Source organism: Azospirillum sp. NS33 (assembly GCF_059703765.1).
In genome coordinates this window covers 26322-44957 of the sequence record NZ_BAAKJB010000032.1, presented here as the reverse complement: position 1 = coordinate 44957, position 18636 = coordinate 26322, and the positions used below count along the sequence as shown (strand labels likewise).

14 protein-coding genes are annotated in these 18636 nt (G+C 71.8%); 7 read left to right on the top strand and 7 right to left on the bottom strand.

Annotation, left to right across the window (positions count from 1 at the left end; all coding sequences use genetic code 11):
* Positions 1–38: 38 nt before the first annotated feature.
* From AC6H2I_RS23505 to AC6H2I_RS23480, 6 genes are all read right to left on the bottom strand, one after another.
* On the bottom strand, positions 39–2840 hold the full coding sequence (locus AC6H2I_RS23505; RefSeq protein WP_497503186.1) for a DUF4135 domain-containing protein: 2802 nt from the start codon (positions 2838–2840) through the stop codon (positions 39–41).
* Positions 2833–3033, bottom strand: a complete 201-nt coding sequence (locus AC6H2I_RS23500) for a hypothetical protein (protein WP_497503185.1) — start codon at positions 3031–3033, stop codon at positions 2833–2835. The genes AC6H2I_RS23505 and AC6H2I_RS23500 overlap by 8 nt, the downstream gene beginning before the upstream one ends.
* Positions 3034–3174: 141 nt before the next feature.
* Positions 3175–3939, bottom strand: coding sequence for an SDR family NAD(P)-dependent oxidoreductase (locus tag AC6H2I_RS23495; protein WP_497503184.1), 765 nt, complete (start codon positions 3937–3939; stop codon positions 3175–3177).
* A 6-nt stretch (positions 3940–3945) separates the two neighbouring features.
* The gene (locus AC6H2I_RS23490; RefSeq protein WP_497503183.1) at positions 3946–5010 is read right to left on the bottom strand and encodes a CaiB/BaiF CoA transferase family protein; all 1065 of its coding nucleotides are present in this window, start codon (positions 5008–5010) and stop codon (positions 3946–3948) included.
* A 20-nt stretch (positions 5011–5030) separates the two neighbouring features.
* Positions 5031–6194: an acyl-CoA dehydrogenase family protein gene (locus AC6H2I_RS23485; RefSeq protein WP_497503182.1), complete on the bottom strand. Its 1164-nt coding sequence runs from the start codon at positions 6192–6194 to the stop codon at positions 5031–5033.
* A 14-nt stretch (positions 6195–6208) separates the two neighbouring features.
* A complete protein-coding gene (locus tag AC6H2I_RS23480) occupies positions 6209–7393 on the bottom strand; it encodes a lipid-transfer protein (RefSeq protein WP_497503181.1) in 1185 nt (394 codons plus the stop codon).
* Positions 7394–7530: 137 nt separating this feature from the next.
* Between AC6H2I_RS23480 and AC6H2I_RS23475 the strand changes: the two genes are divergently transcribed.
* The 6 genes from AC6H2I_RS23475 to AC6H2I_RS23450 all read left to right on the top strand — a co-directional run bounded on the left by AC6H2I_RS23475 (position 7531) and on the right by AC6H2I_RS23450 (position 15947).
* The gene (locus AC6H2I_RS23475) at positions 7531–8283 is read left to right on the top strand and encodes an SDR family NAD(P)-dependent oxidoreductase (RefSeq protein ID WP_497503180.1); all 753 of its coding nucleotides are present in this window, start codon (positions 7531–7533) and stop codon (positions 8281–8283) included.
* Positions 8284–8408: 125 nt separating this feature from the next.
* Positions 8409–10286 carry a hydantoinase/oxoprolinase family protein gene (locus AC6H2I_RS23470; RefSeq protein ID WP_497503179.1) on the top strand — a complete coding sequence of 626 codons (1878 nt, stop codon included), beginning with the start codon at positions 8409–8411 and terminating at the stop codon, positions 10284–10286.
* 15 nt (positions 10287–10301) lie between these two features.
* Positions 10302–10700 carry an acetone carboxylase subunit gamma gene (locus tag AC6H2I_RS23465; protein WP_497503178.1) on the top strand — a complete coding sequence of 133 codons (399 nt, stop codon included), beginning with the start codon at positions 10302–10304 and terminating at the stop codon, positions 10698–10700.
* A gap of 30 nt (positions 10701–10730) precedes the next feature.
* Entirely contained in the window at positions 10731–12866 is a 2136-nt protein-coding gene (locus AC6H2I_RS23460; protein WP_497503177.1) for a hydantoinase/oxoprolinase family protein, read from the top strand.
* Between the two features lie 25 nt (positions 12867–12891).
* Entirely contained in the window at positions 12892–15216 is a 2325-nt protein-coding gene (locus AC6H2I_RS23455; RefSeq protein ID WP_497503176.1) for a hydantoinase B/oxoprolinase family protein, read from the top strand.
* Positions 15216–15947, top strand: coding sequence for a hypothetical protein (locus tag AC6H2I_RS23450; protein WP_497503175.1), 732 nt, complete (start codon positions 15216–15218; stop codon positions 15945–15947). The genes AC6H2I_RS23455 and AC6H2I_RS23450 overlap by 1 nt, the downstream gene beginning before the upstream one ends.
* Positions 15948–16316: 369 nt before the next feature.
* On the opposite strand, the gene AC6H2I_RS23445 is transcribed toward AC6H2I_RS23450, so the two are convergent.
* Positions 16317–17327, bottom strand: coding sequence for a peroxiredoxin-like family protein (locus AC6H2I_RS23445; protein WP_497503174.1), 1011 nt, complete (start codon positions 17325–17327; stop codon positions 16317–16319).
* 277 nt (positions 17328–17604) lie between these two features.
* On the opposite strand from AC6H2I_RS23445, the gene AC6H2I_RS23440 reads away from it, so the two are divergent.
* Positions 17605–18552 (top strand): LysR family transcriptional regulator, encoded by a 948-nt coding sequence (locus AC6H2I_RS23440; protein WP_497503173.1) that lies wholly within the window; start codon positions 17605–17607, stop codon positions 18550–18552.
* Positions 18553–18636: the final 84 nt, after the last annotated feature.

Sequence of the window (18636 nt, the reverse complement as noted above, 5' to 3'; positions counted from 1 at the left end):
CCGCGCCGGGAATGGCGCCACCCGGTCGTTGGCCGTCGTCAGGCGCGGCCCTGTCCCACGCCCGGTCGATCCATGCGCCAGTCCGTCACCGACTGGGCCGAGAGGCTGGGAAGGTCCGGGCAGAGAAGCCGGCAGCTCACATAAAGGATGCCGGAGAGATTCTGGAACAGGCCGGGATAGGCGATCTCCGGCGGCCGCTCGATGCACGCGGCGGCGCGCAGCGCCCGCCCGAGGCACGCCTCTCCGGCCTCCGCCGCTCTGCGCGCAAGACCGGCATCGCCGACGGCCGCCGCCCGATCGAGCAGAAGATCGACGAGCCCCATGTCGCCGCAGCAAAAGCGCAGATCGGGCAGGGTTCCGGCTGATGCGAGAACCCGGGCATACGCCTCTCCGGCCTGGGCGGTGAGCGCATCCCGTCCCGACAGGTCGCAACACCACAAGGCCCGGAGAAGCCCCACCGCCCCGTTGCACCAGCTCAGGTTCAGCCGCGCCGGCTCGGCCCTGTCCGACCTGTGGTCGACGAAACCGCCATGGGTCCGGACCTCGTGCTCGAGCCAGTCGAGCGCGGCCTCGACGGCATCCGCCTGCACGCCCGGACCGCCCCCGGCGCAGAGCGCCGCGATCATGCCCGCCCAGCCATGGGCATACCCAAGCGAAACCCCTCCGTCCGGCGCCACCCAGGCCGCTCCCGGCCCGCGTGCCTGCGCGGCCGCCACGATACGCTCGCGCACGGCCGCGCGCAGCTCGGAAGTCCGGGCGTCCTGGGGGAGGGCCGTCAGCGCAAGCGCGAGCCCGGCCGCGCCGCCGATGACATCCCCTTTGCTGTCGCTGGCCAAGGATGGCCCGGCCGTCGATGCCTGGTCCATGGCCCAATCGGACAGGTGCCCCCAGCGCGCGGGCGCGAGCCGCGCGAGCGTCATCGCCGTGACGAGCCCGCCGGCGAGCCCGGAAAACCCAAGGACCTCGATACGGTGGCCCGTGCGCATGATTTCCGGCGACCAGCGCGCGGCCTGCACGTCGAGAAAGCCGGCAAGGCCGGCGTCGCCCGTCGCGCGCTCCGCGGCCTGGAGCGCCAGGATGATCCCCGCGTTGCCCGCAAAAAAGGACCCGTCCCCGACCGCGACCCTGAGGTCGGATTTCGTGACGTCGCCACGCAGGGTCAGCCAGCGGGCCGCCGTGTCGGAGGGCTCGAACGCCTGCCGTCGGATCAGCCCGGCCAATGCGCCCACGGCGCCGGCGATGCCGCGGACGGATGTTCTTGCCTGGACGGGCGGCGCCGGCGGGGCGCCGAGAGCGATGCCCACAAGCGCCGTCTGCTCCGCGACATCGGAAGCCTCCACCCCGTCGATCTTTGCGCGGGCGTGGCGACGTGGCGTCGTCGCGAACGCCTCCAGTCCGGGCGATCCGCCGCCCGAGAGGCGCGTGCCGTCGATCCGGTAGGTGAAATAGGGAACGTCGCCGTCGAGAAGCTGCCGGATTTCCGCCTCCACCAGCGCCGACAGGCGGGCGCCCGCCGCCCCAGTCGCGTGGACGCTGCGGCGCAGGCGCTGCAAATCCGCCGCGCGGGCCCCGGTCTCGCGCAAGAATGTCGGCTGGCGCAGCCGTTCCAGAACCCGGGCGTAGAAGGCCGTTTCCCGCGCGACGAACCGCAGGTCGATGTCTTCCGGCAGACCGTCGACGAACGCCCGGACCCGGTCGCGCGCCCCGCGCCCCGTGGCCTCGCGGAACCCGGCGATGACCGCGCCGGCATCCATGGGGCGGGCATCCGGCGGCGCGACGCCGCGCGCCGTCGCGCGCGGGGTGGCCTCGATCCGGTCGGCGACGACCCGGAACGCCACGTCGGCGAACAACGCGCCGACCGAGGGCGTGGGATCGAATCCCGAAATGTTGCCGATGCGGCCACGCGCGAACACCGATCCGTCGAAGAGAAGGGTCGAGGTCACCGTGTGCGCACGCCACCGCCGCTGGCTTTCGGGCGCATCGATCCAGGGCGCCGACAGCAGGGTTTCCAGGTCGAGCACCCGGCAGCCGCCAGCCCCCGGCAAGACGTTTTCGACATGCAGGTCGGTCGCGTTCAGCATCCAGAACAGCCCGGCCGCCCGCCCAAGATCCCGGCCGTCGCTCTCCGGACCGCCGTCCAGGCGCCGCGCCGGCCCCGCATCCTCCGCCCAGCCATAGACCCCGCGGTCGGCGATCCTCAGTGGCGCAAGTCCGAAGCAGGACAGCTCGTCCCGGACCGCCGCGTTGAAGGCCGCCTCGATGGCGAGCGGCTTGGGCTTGTAGATGAGCGTCTTATCGGCGGCGAAACCGATCCGCATCACGCTCCGGCCGCCGTTGTGCGGGTCGGACAGCCCCGTCTCGACCGACCGCACCGCCGCGCCGCATCCGAAGGAACGGGCTATCCGCTCGCGGTCGTCCCGCAGCCGCGCCGCCACCTCAGCCAGCGCCTGGACGATGTCGTGGGCGACGCGCAGAAGGCGGAGCGCCAACCCGGGGTAGCGCGCGAGGACCTGCGCCCAGCGCCCCGAGCCCGACATCGCGGCACGCCATGCGCTGTAAGGCATGCCCGACGTCGACCAGTCCACGAACAGAACATAGCGCGCCTCGGCCTCTGCGCGCGTGAGGAACCAGTCCGCCGCCGCCGCGGCGAAGGCGGGACCATGCGGGTCGCATTGGGCATGACACCACCCCGCCCCGCCGGCCAGGCACTCCCGAAACGGCGCACCGGGCTCGGCGGGAACGGCGATGGCCGATGGGAACGTCAGGAGCGCGAGCCCCTGATCGACCAGATCGTCCGGTGAGGCGCGGCCGCCCGAGGGGCGGCCGGCCAAGTCATCCACAGGTGCCGCACCCATGTGTGGTCGCGCTGTTGGAGCACATGTTGCAGGCATTGTGCGTGTAGCCGGTGCCCATCTGGTGGCCATCGCTTCCCGCGACGATCGGCGCGTCCATGCGCTCGCTTGTCTCGTCGAGATCGAGAAGGGCCCAGAGCGACGCTTCGGCGTCGGATTCGAAAGCGCAGTCGACTCGCATGACGTCCTCCTTCTGCACCGATGCAAACGGAACCGCGACAAACTACGGATGGGTTCGCGCAGTGTCAACGACGCGGCCGAATCATGCAACCCTTACGGACAGCCGCCATGTCAAAGCGTGGCGCGCCAGCGGCCCGCCGCATCACATCCACTCGAGCGCCGTGGCCGTGACGCCGCCGTCGACCACCAGGGCGGCACCGCTGATGTAGGAGGCGAGCGGCGAGCACAGGAACAGGCAGGCGTCGGCGATCTCCTCCGGGCGGCCGAGGCGGCGGCGCGGCACGCGGGTGGCGATGCCGCGCTTGGTCGCCTCCAGCGCCTCGCCCTCGCCGTACGCCTTCAGGATCGGCGTGTCGATGAAGCCGGGCAGGATCGCGTTGCTGCGGATCGTCGGGAACTCCTTGGCGGCGTCCATGGTGAACTTCACCAGCCCCGCCTTGCAGGCGGAGTAGACGGCGTGCCCGCCGGCCTGGATCAGCGCGGCGATGGAGGCGACGTTGACCACCGCCGGGTCGGCCGCACCCGCCATCAGCGGGGCGGCGGAGCGGGCGATCAGCATCGGTCCTTTCAGCAGCACGGCGAATTGCAGGTCGACGGCGTCGGCGGTCAAGCCGGATATCGGCTCCAGCCGGGCCAGGCCGGCGTTGTTGATGACGGCGTCCAGGACGCCCCCGTCGGCGCGCAGCGCCTCCAGGGTGGCGAGGATGGACGCCTCGTCGCCGGCGTCCATCGCGCGGATGCGGCAGCGCGGACCCAGGTCCGCCTCAAGGGCGAACAACCCCGCGCCATCGATGTCGGTGGCGATCACGGTGGCGCCGGCGGCGTGGAAGGCGCAGGCGACGGCACGGCCGATGCCGGAGGCGGCACCGGTCACCAGGACCCGCTTGTCGGTGAAATCGAACGGCATGCTCGCTTATCCTTCTCTGTCGGCGGTGGGCCCGGCCGGCGTGGGATCAAGAAAGCGCGGGGCGGGCGCCGGCTGGACCACCCCGTCGGCGCTGCGATGGACGCCGCGCGCCCGGTTGTGCGGGTGCTGCGGCGCCTCGGCGGGGGTCAGGATCGGCGTGGCGCAGGCATCGGAACCGGCGAACACCCGTTCCCACTCCGCCCGCGTCCGGGTCTTGAACAGCGCCTCCAGGCGGCGGCGCATGCGCGGCCACGCCGCGCGGTCGTGCTGGCGGGCGAAGTCCGGGTCGTCGCCGAGGCCGAGCCGCTCCAGCAGCGCCGCGAAGAAGGGCGCCTCGATCGGGCACACCGCGAGGTGGCCGCCGTCGGCCGTCTCGTACGCCGCATAGAACGGGGCGCCGCCGTCCAGCAGGTTGCCGGCCCGCCGGTCCGACCATTGCCCGCCCTGGCGCAGCCCGTCGATGAAGCCCATCAGCACCGCGCTGCCGTCGCACATGGCGGCGTCCACCACCGTGCCACGCCCGGTGGCGCGCGCCGACAGCAGCCCGGCCAGCACCCCGAAGGCGAGGAACATGGCCCCGCCGCCGAAATCGGCGATCAGGTTCAGGGGCGGCGGCGGCGGGCGGTCGGCGTCGCCGATGCAGTGGATGGCGCCGCTGAGGCCGGCGTAGTTCAGGTCATGCCCGGCGGTCGGGGCGAGCGGCCCGCTCTGGCCCCAGCCGGTCATGCGCCCGTAGACGAGACGGGGCACCCGTGCCAGCGCCTCGGCCGGGCCGAAGCCGAGCTTCTCCATGACGCCGGGGCGGAACCCTTCGATCAGGGCGTCGGCCCCGTCCACCAGCGCCCACAGGGCGCTGCGGCCGGCGGCGGTCTTCACGTCGATCTCGACGCTGCGCCGGCCGCGGTTGAGGACGTCGAATCGCGCCTCCACCGGCACCGGCGAGGACTGGCCGGGGCGGGTGACGCGGATCACCTCGGCCCCGTGGTCGGCCAGCATCATGCCGCAGAAGGGGGCGGGGCCGATGCCGGCCATTTCCACGATGCGCAGGCCGTGGAGCGGTGTCAGGGACATGGAGAGGCTCCCGATGCGGATCAGCGGCCGAGCGCCGCCTTGGCGATGATCTCGCGCATGATCTCCGACGCGCCGCCGTAGATGCGCTGGACGCGCGCGTCGACGAAGGCGCGGGCGATGGCGTATTCCGTGGTGTAGCCGTAGCCGCCGTGGAGCTGCAGGCAGGCGTCGGCGACCCGTCCCTGCAGTTCGGTGGCGGCCAGCTTGGCCATGCTGGCCATGGCCGCGTCGAGGCTGCCCTCGGCGCAATGGCGCATGCAGCGGTCGACCAGGGCGCGCACCGCGAACGCATCGGTCAGCAGGTCGGCGAGGCGGTGGCGGGTGACCTGGAGATCCTTGAGCGTGCGCCCGAACAGGGTTCGTTCGGCGGCGTAGTCGATGGTCCAGCCCAGCATGCCCTCCACCGCGGCGATGGCGACGTTGGCCAGCATCAGCCGCTCGCGCGGCAGCTCCGCCATCAGCACGCCGAAGCCGCCGTCGACCGGGCCGAGCACGGCGTCGCCCGGCAGGACGACATCGGCGAAGAACAGCTCCGAGGTGTCGGCGCAGTGCTGGCCGATCTTTTCCAGGTTCCGCCCGCGGGCGAAGCCGGGCAGGGCCGCGTCGACCAGGAACAGTGAGGTGCCGCGCGCCCCCGGCTGGTCGGCGGCGGTGCGCGCGGCGACCACCACCACGTCGGCGTGCTGGCCGTTGGAGATGAAGGTCTTCTGCCCGTTCAGCACCCAGCCGTCGCCGTCGCGCACGGCGCGGGTGCGCATCGCCTGGAGGTCGCTGCCGGCCCCCGGCTCGGTCATGGCGATGGCCCCGACCAGCGTGCCCGCGGTCATGCCGGGCAGCCAGCGGTCGCGCTGCCCGGGCGTGCCGTGGTTGGCGATGTAGTGGGCGACGATGCCGCTGTGGACGCCGATCAGGCTGCCGGCCAGCGCGCCGTAGCCCAGCCGGGACACCTCCTCCACCACGGCGGCGAAGACGTCATAGCCGGCGCCGTGGCCGTGGGCGTGCTCGGGGATGTCGACGTTGAGGAAGCCGGCGGTCCCCAGCGCCTCCCACAGGTGGCGCGGCACGATGCCGTCGCGCTCCCAGACGGCGTGATGGGGGGCCACGGCGGCGTCGCAGAACCGGCGGACGCTGTCGCGCACCATCTCCGCCTCGTCCGAGGCGGGCAGGCGCAGGCTCGTCAGCATGGCGCGGGCTCCGGTCAGACGCGGCGGTAGAGGCTGACGACGGCGGCGCCGCCGAGGCCGATGTTGTGCTGGAGCGCCACCCGCGCCCCCTCCACCTGGCGCGGTCCGCAGGCGCCGCGGAGCTGCCACACCAGCTCGGCGCACTGGGCGAGTCCGGTCGCCCCCAGCGGGTGGCCCTTGGACAGCAGCCCGCCCGAGGGGTTGGTGACGACGCGCCCGCCATAGGTGTTGTCGCCGTCACCCACGAAGCGCGCGGCCTCACCCTCCGGGCACAGGCGCAGCCCCTCGTAGGAGATCACCTCGTTGGTGGTGAAGCAGTCATGCAGCTCCACCACGTCGACGTCCTCGGGGCCGATGCCGGCCTGCTCGTAGACGCGGTCGGCGGCGGCGCGGGTGATGTCGGCGCCGACCACCTTGATCAGGCTCTTCTCGGCGAAGGTGGAGGGGAGGTCGGTGACCAGCGCCTGGGCGGCCAGCTCCACATCGGCGCGCAGGCCGTGGCGGCGGGCGAAGTCGGCGGTGCACACCACCGCCGCGGCGGCGCCGCAGGTGGGCGGGCAGGCCTGGAGCCGGGTGAGGTTGAGGAAGAGCGGCGGGCTCGCCAGCACCTCCTCGGCGGTCACCTCCTTGCGGAAGATGGCGCGGTCGTTGTGAACGGCGTGGCGGCTGGCCTTGGCGCGCACCGCGGCGAAGGTCTCGTCCGGCGCGCCGTAGCGCCGCTGGTACTCGTGGCCGGCCCCGCCGAACAGCTTGATCGCCATCGGCACGTCCTCGGCCCCGGTGAAGATCTCGTCGGCCACGTCGGTGAAGCGGTCGAGCGGACCGGGGCGGTCGGCGTAGAGGAACTGCAACGCCCCTGGCGCCATCTGCTCGAAGCCCAGCGCCAGCGCGCACTCCACCACACCGGCCTCGACGGCCTGGCGGGCGAGGAACAGGGCGGTGGAGCCGGTGGAGCAGTTGTTGTTGACGTTGACCACCGGCACGCCGGTCATGCCGAGCCCGTAGACGGCACGCTGCCCGGCGGTGCTGTCGCCGTAGACATAGCCGACATAGACCTGCTGCACGTCCTCATAGCGGATGCCGGCGTCGGTGAGCGCCAGCCGGCCGGCGTCGGCGCCCATGGCGTCGTACATCGGGCTGGCCCCCGGCTTGACGAACGGAATCATGCCGACCCCGGCGACGACGACGGTCTGGCCCATGGCGCGCAACCTCCCAGCGTGTGGTTCGATGGAGGGGTTGTAGCGGGGGCCGGGGCGGCCGGCCCCCTTCGAAGGTGTGGGGTGGCGCCGCGCGCCCGTCGTCTTTCATGCCGGCTCCAACAACGGGAGGGCCGATCATGAAGGTGGATGGACAGGTGGCGGTGGTCACCGGCGGGGCGTCCGGGCTGGGGGCGGCGGTGGCCCAGGCGCTGGCCGGGGCCGGGGCGGCGGTCGCCGTGCTCGACCTGCCGGGCGAGCGGCTGGACGCGGTGGCGCATGGCCGCGCCATCGCCTGCGACGTTGCCGACGGCGCGTCGGCCGAGGCCGCCATGGCCGAGGTGACCCGGCACCTGGGCGTGCCGCGCCTCCTCGTCAACTGCGCCGGTGTCGCCCCGGTCACCCGCATCACCAGCCGCGACGGTGCCGGTGCGCTCGAGCCGTTCGCCCGGGTCGTCGCCATCAACCTGGTCGGCACCTTCAACCTGATGCGCCTCGCCGCCGCCGGGATGCAGGGGCTGGAGCCGCTGGAGACCGGCGAGCGCGGGGTGATCGTCAACACCGCCTCGGTCGCCGCCTTCGAAGGGCAGATCGGGCAGGCGGCTTACGCCGCCTCCAAGGGCGGGGTGGCGAGCCTGACCCTGCCGGCGGCGCGCGAACTGGCCCGCCACGGCATCCGCGTCATGGCGGTGGCGCCCGGTGTGTTCGGCACGCCGATGATGCTGGCCATGCCGCAGGACGTGCAGGACTCCATCGTCGCCGGCGTCCCCTTCCCGCGGCGGTTCGGCGACCCCGCGGAGTTCGCCGCCCTGGTCCTCCACATCGCCGCCAACCCCATGCTGAACGGCACCGTGCTGCGCCTCGACGGGGCGCTGCGGATGCAGGGCAGGTGAACAATCCGCCCGGCACTCCTTTCGGGTGGGGCGGGCGGATCGGATCACCCGGACGATGCGGGCATGGAGATCAGGACAAGGCGCGCGGCTCCGCCGCCGGTCAGGGAGGACAAGCAGTGGGCCTGTTGGTAAGCATCGATAACGGCGGCACCCTGACGGACGTCTGTGCCACCGACGGTACGGCGACGATCCACGTCAAGACCATCACGACGCCGCACGACCTGACGGAGTGCTTCGTCAAGGGCCTCGAGGCGCTCGCCGAGCGCGTGCTGGGCGAGCCGGACCTGCTGGGGCTGGTCGCCGGCATCGACACCATCCGCTATTCGACGACCCAGGGCACCAACGCCATCGTCCAGCGCCGCGGCCCCCGCCTGGGGCTTCTGGTGGACGACGACGGGCTGGCGGAGAGCGCCGCCGCGGCATCCCCGGAGCTGTTCGCGGCGTTCGTCGGCCCGCGCGCACGCACAGTGCCGCCGGCGCAGGGGGAGGCGCACCGCCTGGCCCTGATCGCCGCCGTCGCCGAGCTGGTGTCGGCCGGGGCAAGCCGCATCGTCGTCGCCCTGTCGGGCGACGACGCCGCGGACCGGGAGAAGGCGGTGGGGCGCGTGCTCTACAAGGCGTTCCCGCGCCATCTGCTGGGCGCGGTGCCGCTGCTGTTCTCCACCGAACTGGCGCGGCTCGGCACGGCCGAGCGGCGGGTGTGGGCGGCGCTGGTCAACGCCTTCCTGCACCCCGCCATGGAGCAGTTCCTTTACAACGCCGAGAACCGTCTGCGCGACGCGCGGGCCCGCAAGCCGCTGCTGATCTTCCGCAACGACGGCACCTCCAGCCGGGTCGCCAAGACGGTGGCGGTGAAGACCTACTCCTCGGGCCCGCAGGGCGGGGTGGTGGGGGCCGAGGTGCTGCTGCGCCACTACGGGATCGCCCGGGCGGTCTCCATCGACATCGGCGGCACCACCACCGACATCGCCGTGTTCGACGCCGGCCGGGTCGCCGTGGAGCCCTGCGGCGCCATCGAAGGGGCGCCGATGCCCTTCCCCATGGCGCGCATCCAGTCCATCGGCGTCGGCGGCGGCTCCATCATCCGCGGCGACGCCGCGACCGGGCGCATCGCCGTCGGGCCGCAGAGCGTCGGGTCCGCCCCCGGCCCGGCCTGCTTCGGCCGCGGCGGTTCGGAGGCGACCATCACCGACGCCTTCCTGGCCGACGGCATCCTCGACCCGCACAGCTACTTCGGCGGCCGGCTGACGCTCGACCGCGAGCGCGCGGACCGCGTCATCGCCGCCAACGTCGCCGGACCGCTCGACCTCGACGCCCAGGGGGCGGTGGACTCCATGATCGCCGCCTACGACGGCGCCATCGCCCGGACCCTGGTGGAGGAGCACGGGGTCACCCCCGGCCGTGTCCTGCTGGCCTTCGGTGGCGCAGGGCCGATGAGTGCCTGCGGCATCGCCGAGCAGGCCGGCCTCGACACCGTGCTGATCCCGCGCTTCGCCGCGGTGTTCAGCGCCTTCGGCATCGCCTTCAGCGACATCCAGCACAGCCACGTGGCGGCGCTGGCCGGGGCCGACCCGGCGGCGGTGCAGGCGGACCTGCGCGAGCAGGCGCGCCGCGGCATGCTGGCCGAGGGCTTCGACCTCGCCGACTGCACCCTGGAGTTCGCGGCCCTGGAGGAGGTGGACGGCGCGCCGGTGCGCCAGCCCCTCGACGCGGTGCTGGACCGCGCGGACGGGCGCGCGGGGTGCTGGATGGAGCTGCGCGTCACCCGCGCCATCCCGCGCATGACGCTGGGCGGCACCGCCTGCGAGCCCAGGCGCGAGGCCGCGGCGGTGGCCGTGCGCGAGGGCCGGCGCGCCCTGCCGCTTCACCGGCTGGAGGAGCTTCAGCCCGGCGACTGGGGCCGGGGTCCGTGCCTGGTCGAGGAAGCCTTCTTCACCACGCTCGTCAAGGACGGCTGGCGCTTCGTCGTCAGCGACAACGGCGACCTTTTCCTGCGCCGTTAAGGGAGGAACGAACCCATGAAAGTCTTCGTCACGTCGGCGCTGCGCATCGATCTCGACACCGAGATGTGGGAGTGCACGGACTGCGGCCACGCCCTGGTCTCCGCCCGCACCACCTACAAGGCCGGGCTGCTGGTGCGCGACCGCGAGCCGGCGGCGGTGCACGCCCCCATTCTCGACACCACGCGCTACGACCACACCTTCGCCCCGGACGGCACGTGGTGCCGGCTGCTGGAATACTGCTGCCCCGAATGCGGGCATCTGGTGGAGGTGGAGTACCTGCCGCCGGGCCATCCGCCGTCCCACGACATCGAGTTCGACATCGACGCACTCAAGGCGCAGTGGGCGGCCCGGACGCCTCTGGAGGCGCCGGTGCTGGGGCCGGACTTCACGCCGCCGCCGCACCACCATCATTGATTCGGCACCACTGATCCGGGGACACCGACCATGCGCCGCGTATCCGTCGACATCGGCGGCACCTTCACCGACTGCTCCCTGCTCTGGGACGGTGCCTACGTCGAGGCCAAGGCCCTCACCACCCACCACAACCTGGCGCTGGGCTTCAACGCCGCGCTGAAGAACGCCTACGAGCAGATCGGCCTGTCGCTGGACCGGGTGATGGCGGAGGTGGACTCCGTCCGCTACGCCACCACGCTGGGCACCAACGCGCTGATCGAGCGCAAGGGGCCGCGCGTCGGCCTGCTGGTCACCGCCGGCTTCGAGAGCATGGTGCCCTTGAGCCGTGGCCGCGGCTACGGCGAGGGGCTGCCCGACCGCATGCGCCGCGACCTGCCCATGGCCGAGCGCCCCGACCCGCTGGTGCCGATCCCGATGATCGCCGGCGTGCGCGAGCGCGTCGGCGAGCGCGGCGACGTGCTGATGCCGCTGGACCCCGAGGACGTGCGCGCCCAGGTGCGCCAGCTCGTCGACCGCGGGGTGCAGGCCTTCGTGGTCTCGCTGGTCAACGCCGTGGTCAACCCGGAGCACGAGCTGGCGGTCTCCGACGTCATCCGCGAGGAGTTCCCGGAACACGTGCTGGGCGCCGCCCCGGTCATCCTGTCGCACCAGGTGGGTGGCCGGAAGGGGGAGTACGCCCGGACGTCGTCGGCCATCATCGACGCCTTCCTGCACAAGGCCATGTACCACGGCCTGTCGACGCTGGAGCTGAACCTGCGCGACCACGGCTACGCCAAGCCGATGCTGGTGATCCACAATTCCGGCGGGATGGCCCAGCTCAACTCCACCGACGCGTTGCAGACCATCCATTCCGGCCCGGTCGCCGGCATCCACGCGTCGGAGCATCTGGCGGCCCAGACCGATCTGGGCAACGTGGTGTGCACCGACATGGGCGGCACCAGCTTCGACATCGGGCTGGTGGTGCGCGGCGGGGTCAAGTTCTACGACTTCAACCCCGTCATCGAGCGGTGGATGGTCAACATCCCCATGGTCCATCTGGTGACCCTGGGGGCCGGCGGCGGCTCGATCGCCCGCTACGACCGGCTGCGCCGCACCGTCGCCATCGGACCGGAGAGCGCCGGGTCCGACCCCGGTCCCGCCTGCTACAACCGCGGGGGGCGCACCCCCACGGTCACCGACAGCGACCTCGTGCTCGGCTACCTGCTGCCCGACCGCTACGCCAACGGCACCATCGCGCTCAACCTGCGCCGCGCCGAGGCCGCCATCGCCAGGGAGGTGGGCCAGCCCATGGGGCTGGACACCGTCACCGCGGCCAAGGCGATCCGCGAGAAGGTCGACAACGACATGGCCAACGGCATCGCCCAGGAGCTGCGGGCCCGCGGCTACGAGCCGCGCCATTTCACCATCCTCGCCTACGGCGGCAACGGCCCGATGCACGCCTGCGGCATCGCCGGGGTGATCGGCGTGCGCCGGGTGCTGGTGCCGCCGTTCAGCGCGATCTTCTCGGCGATCGGCGCCGGCAACATGGACCAGATGCACATCCATGAGAAGTCGGTCTACCTCACCCTCTACGACAGCAACACCCGCGCCCTGTTCGACGATTTCCCCCGCTTCAACGCCATCGTCGAGGAGCTGGAGGCGCGCGGGCGCGAGGATCTGCTGCGCCAGGGCGTGGATGGCGAACGGGTGCGCCACCGGCTGGAGCTGGACATGCGCTACGGCAACCAGCTCGCCCAGACCGCCGTGGTGTGCGCCGACAACCGTCTGCACGCCGCCGACGACCTGCTGGCCCTGATCGAGACCTTCTCGCGCGACTACGGCCGCCGCTACGGCGAGGGCAGCCAGGCGCCGGAGGCCGGCATCCGCATCAACACGGTGCGGGTGGCGAGCTATTCGCAGATGGCGCCGATGGAGTTCTCCGGCGTGCTGCCCGACGACGGGGCGCTGAAGCCGGCCGGCGCCCCCTTCATGACCAAGGACTGCCACTTCCTCGGCCACGACGGGCCGCTCGCCACCGCCTTCCACGATAGCGCCGACCTCGACTACGGCGCCGTGGTGGAGGCCCCGGCGGTGGTGCTGGCGCCGGCCACCACCTTCCTGGTGGAACCGGGCTGGCGCCTCAAGATCGGCCGCTTCGGCAGCGGCCTCTTCGAGAAACACGACTGACGCAGGGACATCAGGAGACACCGCCATGCACGACATCGATCTGGCGATCGACGCCACCGCCGACGGGGCGGCCGGGACGGCCGCGGCGCCGGCCTCCCCTTCCACGGCCGCCCCTTGCGCGGCCTCGTCCACGGTGGACCGGTTCCTGCGCGAGACCAGCCTGTTCCTCGCCCCCGACCCGGAGATCATGGAGAACCACGGGCTGGAGCCGCGCACCCCCTACGAGGAGGAGTGCCTGCACCGCGAGTCCGACCCGCACCGCCTGGAGATCGTGCGCGAGCGCCTGCTGGCCGGCGTCAACGAGAGCTTCGAGATGCTGGAGAACATGGGCGCGGCACCGGGGGCGAAGTGGGGCGATTGCGTGTCGGCGATCTACACCGCCAGCGGCGACCTCAGCCTCGCCAGCACCGGCGGCGTGGTGATCTTCTGCAACCTCGTCCAGTACCCCATCAAGTTCATCAACAAATACTGGACCGACGAGCCCTCGGTGGGCGTGCGCGAGGGCGACGCCTTCCTAGTCAACGACGCCCGCTATGGGCAGGCCCACAACACCGACCAGTCGCTGATGCTGCCGGTGTTCCACGAGGGGCGGCTGGTCGCCTGGGTCGGCGCCACCGTGCACGAGGGCGAGAACGGCGCCATCGAGCCCGGCGGCATGCCCTCCACGGCCGAGCAGATCTGGGACGAGGGGCTGAAGATGTCGCCCTTCAAGGTCGCCGAGAACTACGAGCTGAAGCGCGACGTCGTCACCTTCCTGCAGAACTCGGTGCGCGAGCCCAAGCTGCAGTACTCCGACATGAAGGTGAAGCTGTTCGTCTGCCGCCGCGTCGAGAAGCGCATCCACGAGGCCATCGCCGAGTACGGGGTGGCGCCGGTGGTGGCGGCGCTGCGCACCAACCTGGAGGACACCGCCGCCGAGGTGCGCCGGCGCCTTCGCGAATGGCCCGACGGCACCACCCGCCACGCCTGGTGGACCGACGGGACGCTGCGCGAGAACTGCCTGATCAAGATCAACCTGGCGCTCACCAAGAAGGGCGACGAGATGGTCTTCGACTATCGCGGCTCCAGCCCGGAGTTCACCAACCGCTCCAACAACAGCCTGGACATCACCGTCAAGGGCATGCTGGCGCAGCTCTTCCTGACCTTCATCTGGCCCGACATCCCGCGCAACCAGGGGGTGCTGGAGCCGATCAAATTCGTCTTCGACACGCCGTCGATCCTCAAGCCCGCCTTCGGCACGCCCAACGCCCAATCGATGATGTCGGTGTTCACGGCGTGGAGCGTCGCCCAGGTCTCGGCCATGAAGTTCCTCTACAGCGTGCCCACCAAGTACACCCGCGTGGTGGCGCCGTGGTTCAACATGATCAACACGTTCCTGTTCGGCGGCATCACCCAGCATGGCGAGATGGTCGGCAACGTCTGCGCCGACATCAACGGCATGGGGGGCGGCGCGCTGGCCGACCGCGACGGCCAGCATTCCTGCGCGCCGATCTTCGCCACCATGGCCGACCTCGGCGAGCAGGAGTTCATCGAGGAGGAGATGCCGTTCATCCAGCTCGTCTCGAAGAAGCTGATGCGCGACAACCAGGGGTTCGGGGCGCAGCGCGGCGGCATGGGCTACCAGATGGTGCTGGCGATGCGCGACAGCGCCGCGTTCGGCTTCATGCTGACCGCCATCGGCTCCAAGTTCCCCAACGTGCCCGGCCTGTTCGGCGGCTATGGCTGCCCGACCTACCCGCTGGCGCGCATCCGCGGCGTCGATGTGTTCGAGCTGTTGCGCACCAACCCCGGCCAGTTCCGCTACACCATCGAGGAGCTGATGAACGAGCGCCCCTTCGAGGGGGCGGAGTACTCCACCCACCCCATGTTCCTGCCCTACAGCCTGGCCAAGCGCGGCGAGCTCTACATGATCGCCCAGGGCACCGGCGGCGGCATGGGCGACCCGCTGGACCGCGATCCCGCGGCGGTCATGCGCGACATGGAGGAGGGGCTGGTCTCCGACGACGTGGCGCGGCGGGTCTACGCCGTCGTCTACGACGCGGCGACCCTGCGTGTCGACGCCGGCGCCACGGCCGCCCTGCGCACGGAGCGGCGGCGGGAGCGCATCCGCACCAGCACGCCCTTCGACGCGTTCTGCAAGGCGTGGGTGACCGACCGGCCGTCGCCGGCGGTGCCCTATTACGGCTCCTGGGACGATCCGGCGCGGGTGCACGCGGGCTCTCCCGACTCGACCCACCCCGCGGGCATGGTGTCGCCGCCGGTGGTCATGGCCAACCCGCTCCAGGCGAAGATCGACCGGCTGGAGCAGGAACTGGCCGCGGCGAAGCGGGCCGCGGCGGGGGCGGCGTGATGGCCGCCGGGCTGCCCCGGCACTGGATCGACGGCTTCGCCTTCGGCACGGCGGTGCTGGGCGGCGGCGCCAACCCGTGGGGCCAGCCGGGGCAGCTCGGCCTGTTCTGCCGCGACCTGACCCGTCTGCTGGGGCTGGAGGTGGTCGACCTGGACCTCGCCCCCGCCATCCGGCTGGGGCTGGAGCGGGCGGGCGGGGAGGGCAGGGTGCCCCTGGCCACGCTGGCCGCCCTGCTCGCCGACCGCGCCTGGCAGGCGGGTGTGGGGACGGCGCTGGAGGCGGTGGCCGCCACCTGCGGCGGCCGTCCGCTGGCGCTGTCGCTGCCCGGCATCGGCGTGCTGCTGCGCGACCTGGTGGAGGATGACGGCGACGGGTTCCTGCGCGACGACCTCGGCCTCGAACTCGCCAACCTCGTGCGCGCGGTGGCCACACCGGCGGTGCGCCACGTCATGGTGCGGGAGTGCGACGCCGACGCGCTGGCGCTCTGCGAGCCGCTGGCCAACGTGGTCGGCGACCGCGGCATGGCGCTGCTCGGCACCGTGCCCGGCGCGGCCGGCGCGGCGCCGGGGTTCCACGGCCTCTACGCCGGCGCCGGCGGTGCCGGGGCGATCCTCGGCGAAGGCTTCTGGCGCGGCGGCGCCGCCGACGCCGCGGCCCCCCTCTTCACCACCATTCCGACGGACGCGCCGCCGGAGGCGGTGCAGGAGGCACGGCGCCGCCTGCCGGCGTGACGGCGGCGGCGGGCGCCGTCGGCGAGGAATCGGTGGCGGTGGGCGTGTGTGACGTCCTGCGGCCGGTGGACGGGGTGGCCGGCTCCTGCCGGGACCACGCGGCCTGCCTCGCCAAGGGCGGCGACCTCGCCGCCATGATGGCCGAGCTGTTCGTGTGCGAGAACAACGGCGACGCCATACACGCGCCGCTCTCCAAGCGCTGGGCCGCCGACCGCTTGACGGAACGCGTGGCCACCGTCGGCATCCACGCCGAGCGCTTGGAGAGCGATGACGTCTTCGCCGTCCGTACCGCAGGGGAGTCGTGGGTGGCCGATCTCCGCTCCGGTTCTGGAACGGAGGCGTTGTTGCAGGCAGGCGGATTGCCAGGGATCAGGCGACCGCCGTCCGGTTGGCGCTGCGCAGTGCCGGCAGCATGTCCTCGGGTTCGGGGCGGCGGGTGTAATCCGGGTTGACCTCGGCGTAGAGAATCGTCCCATCCTGCCCGATGACGAAGCGGGCCGGCATCGGCAAGGTCCAGCTCGCATCGCCGTTGAACGCCGGCAGGTCGTTCTTCAGCCCCTTGTAAAGCTCGATCAGATCGTCGGGCAGCGCGAAGCGCAGGCCGAACGCGGCGGCGACGTCGTTGCGCGGGTCTGACAGGATCGGGAAATCGAGCGCATTCTGACGCACCGACTTGCGGCTGTTCGGGGCCGTCTGCGGCGAAATGGCCAGCACGTTTGCACCGAATGACTGGAAGGCCGGCAGCGCCGCCTGCAGCGCCTGCAGTTCCATGTTGCAGTAAGGGCACCAGACGCCGCGATAGAAGCTGACCACCAGCGGTCCCTCCGCCAACAGGCCGGCGGATGACACCGCCTCGCCGTCGGGGTCGTTGAGCGTGAAGGCGGGGGCCTTGTCCCCGGCCCTGAGCGCAAGCCCGGCGGCGCCCGAGGCGATCAGTTCGGCAGTGGCGCGGAGCATCGTCTCGATCACCGGGCGGGGGACGTTGTAGGGCGGCTTGCCCGCCTGGAAATCGGCCTTGAAGGCGTCGAGCTTGTCCTGGAGCGACATGGGACAGTCCTTCGTCCTATGGAGTGGAGGAACATGCGGATCAGCCGTTCGCGGCGGCGGAGCGGGCGACCTCGGCCGCGCTGATGCCTTCGAGGGCCAGACCGTACCCGGCGCCTTCGTCGATGATCCGGCGCGGATCCTGCCGATCACCTCCGGCCACAGCAGGTTGACGCCGTCGCCGGGGACGATGCCGAAGTCGAAATGCGGCTTGTCCTGGAAGACGGTTTCCGGCGTGGCCAGCACGATGTCCGCGAGCCGCGCGTATTCGGAATGCAGCAGCACCGGCCCGGTGAGGGCGGCGATCACCGGCACCTCGATGTCGAGGATGTTCATCAGCACTTTCTTGCCTTCGCGGAAGATCTTGTCGTAACCGCGCGGGCTGAGGAAATCGAACCCCTCGGGGCTGATGGCGGTTTCAGGACATAGGAGAGCCCCATCTCCTCCAAAGCGATCGGAACCTTGACGCTGTTCGGCGTGGCAAATCCATGAACCTCGATCATGTTTCGCTTCTCCCTTGCAGCGTCGCCGCCGATGGGAGAGTTATCGCCATTCCAATCTCCGGGTGGCAGCCCGCCTGGAGCGATAACGGAAATTCCTGTTGGGAATAACGATGGACCGATTGCAGGCGATGGCCACCTTTGTGCGGGTGGTGGAGACGGGCTCCTTCTCGGGCGCAGCCCGGCAGCTGGGGGTGGGCCAGCCCGCCATCTCCAAGACGATCGCGCAGTTGGAGGAGCGGCTGCAGGTGCGCCTGCTGCTGCGGTCGACGCATGGCCTCACGCCCACCGAAGCCGGGCTGCGATTTTATGAGCGCGCACGGCTCGCCATCCGGGAGGCCGATGAAGCGGAGCTGGAGGCGCGGGGAGCCGGGGCTGGGCTGTCGGGCCGGCTGCGCATCTCCGCCGCGACCACCTTTGCCCGGCTGCTGATCGTGCCGCGCCTGCCCGACTTCCTGAGCCGTCACCCGGAGCTGGATATGGAGGTGATTCTGGACGACCGGGTGATCGATCTGGTGTCCGAGGGGATCGACGTAGCGCTGCGCATGGGCACGCTGTCGGACTCGACGGCGGTGGCGCGGCGGATCGCGAGCGGTGCCCGCTCGGTCGTGGCGACGCCCGGCTATTTCGCCCGCGCGGGCGTGCCGCGGACCCCGGCCGACCTCGCCGATCATGACGCGGTGGTCTACAGCCAGCTCAGCAACAGCTGGGCGTTCCGCCAGGGCGGGACCGAAGCGTCGGTCGTGGTGCGCGGCCGGCTGCGGGTCAGCGCGGCGGAAGGAATCCGGGCGGCGGTGCTGGCCGATCTGGGGCTGGCGGTCGCCTCCGACTGGATGTTCGGTCCCGAGCTTGCCGACGGCTCGGTGCAGCGTGTGCTGGACGATTGGACGCTGCCGCCGATCGACCTGTGGGCGGTGTTCCCCACCGGCCGGCTGGCCAGCACCAAGGCGCGGGCGTTCGCGGAGTTCGTCGCCAGCGTCGTGAACGGCGGCGATGCTCCGGCGGAGGACGCGGACATGGGTGGACGCCATGCCAAGCGGGATCATTCCCAGGAGGCATAGGCATTAGTCGCGCAACCCGCCTACGCGCCGCCTCTGGAATGGGTCAGGGTCCGTTCCGTCGAACGCAACCGACGGAACACGGGA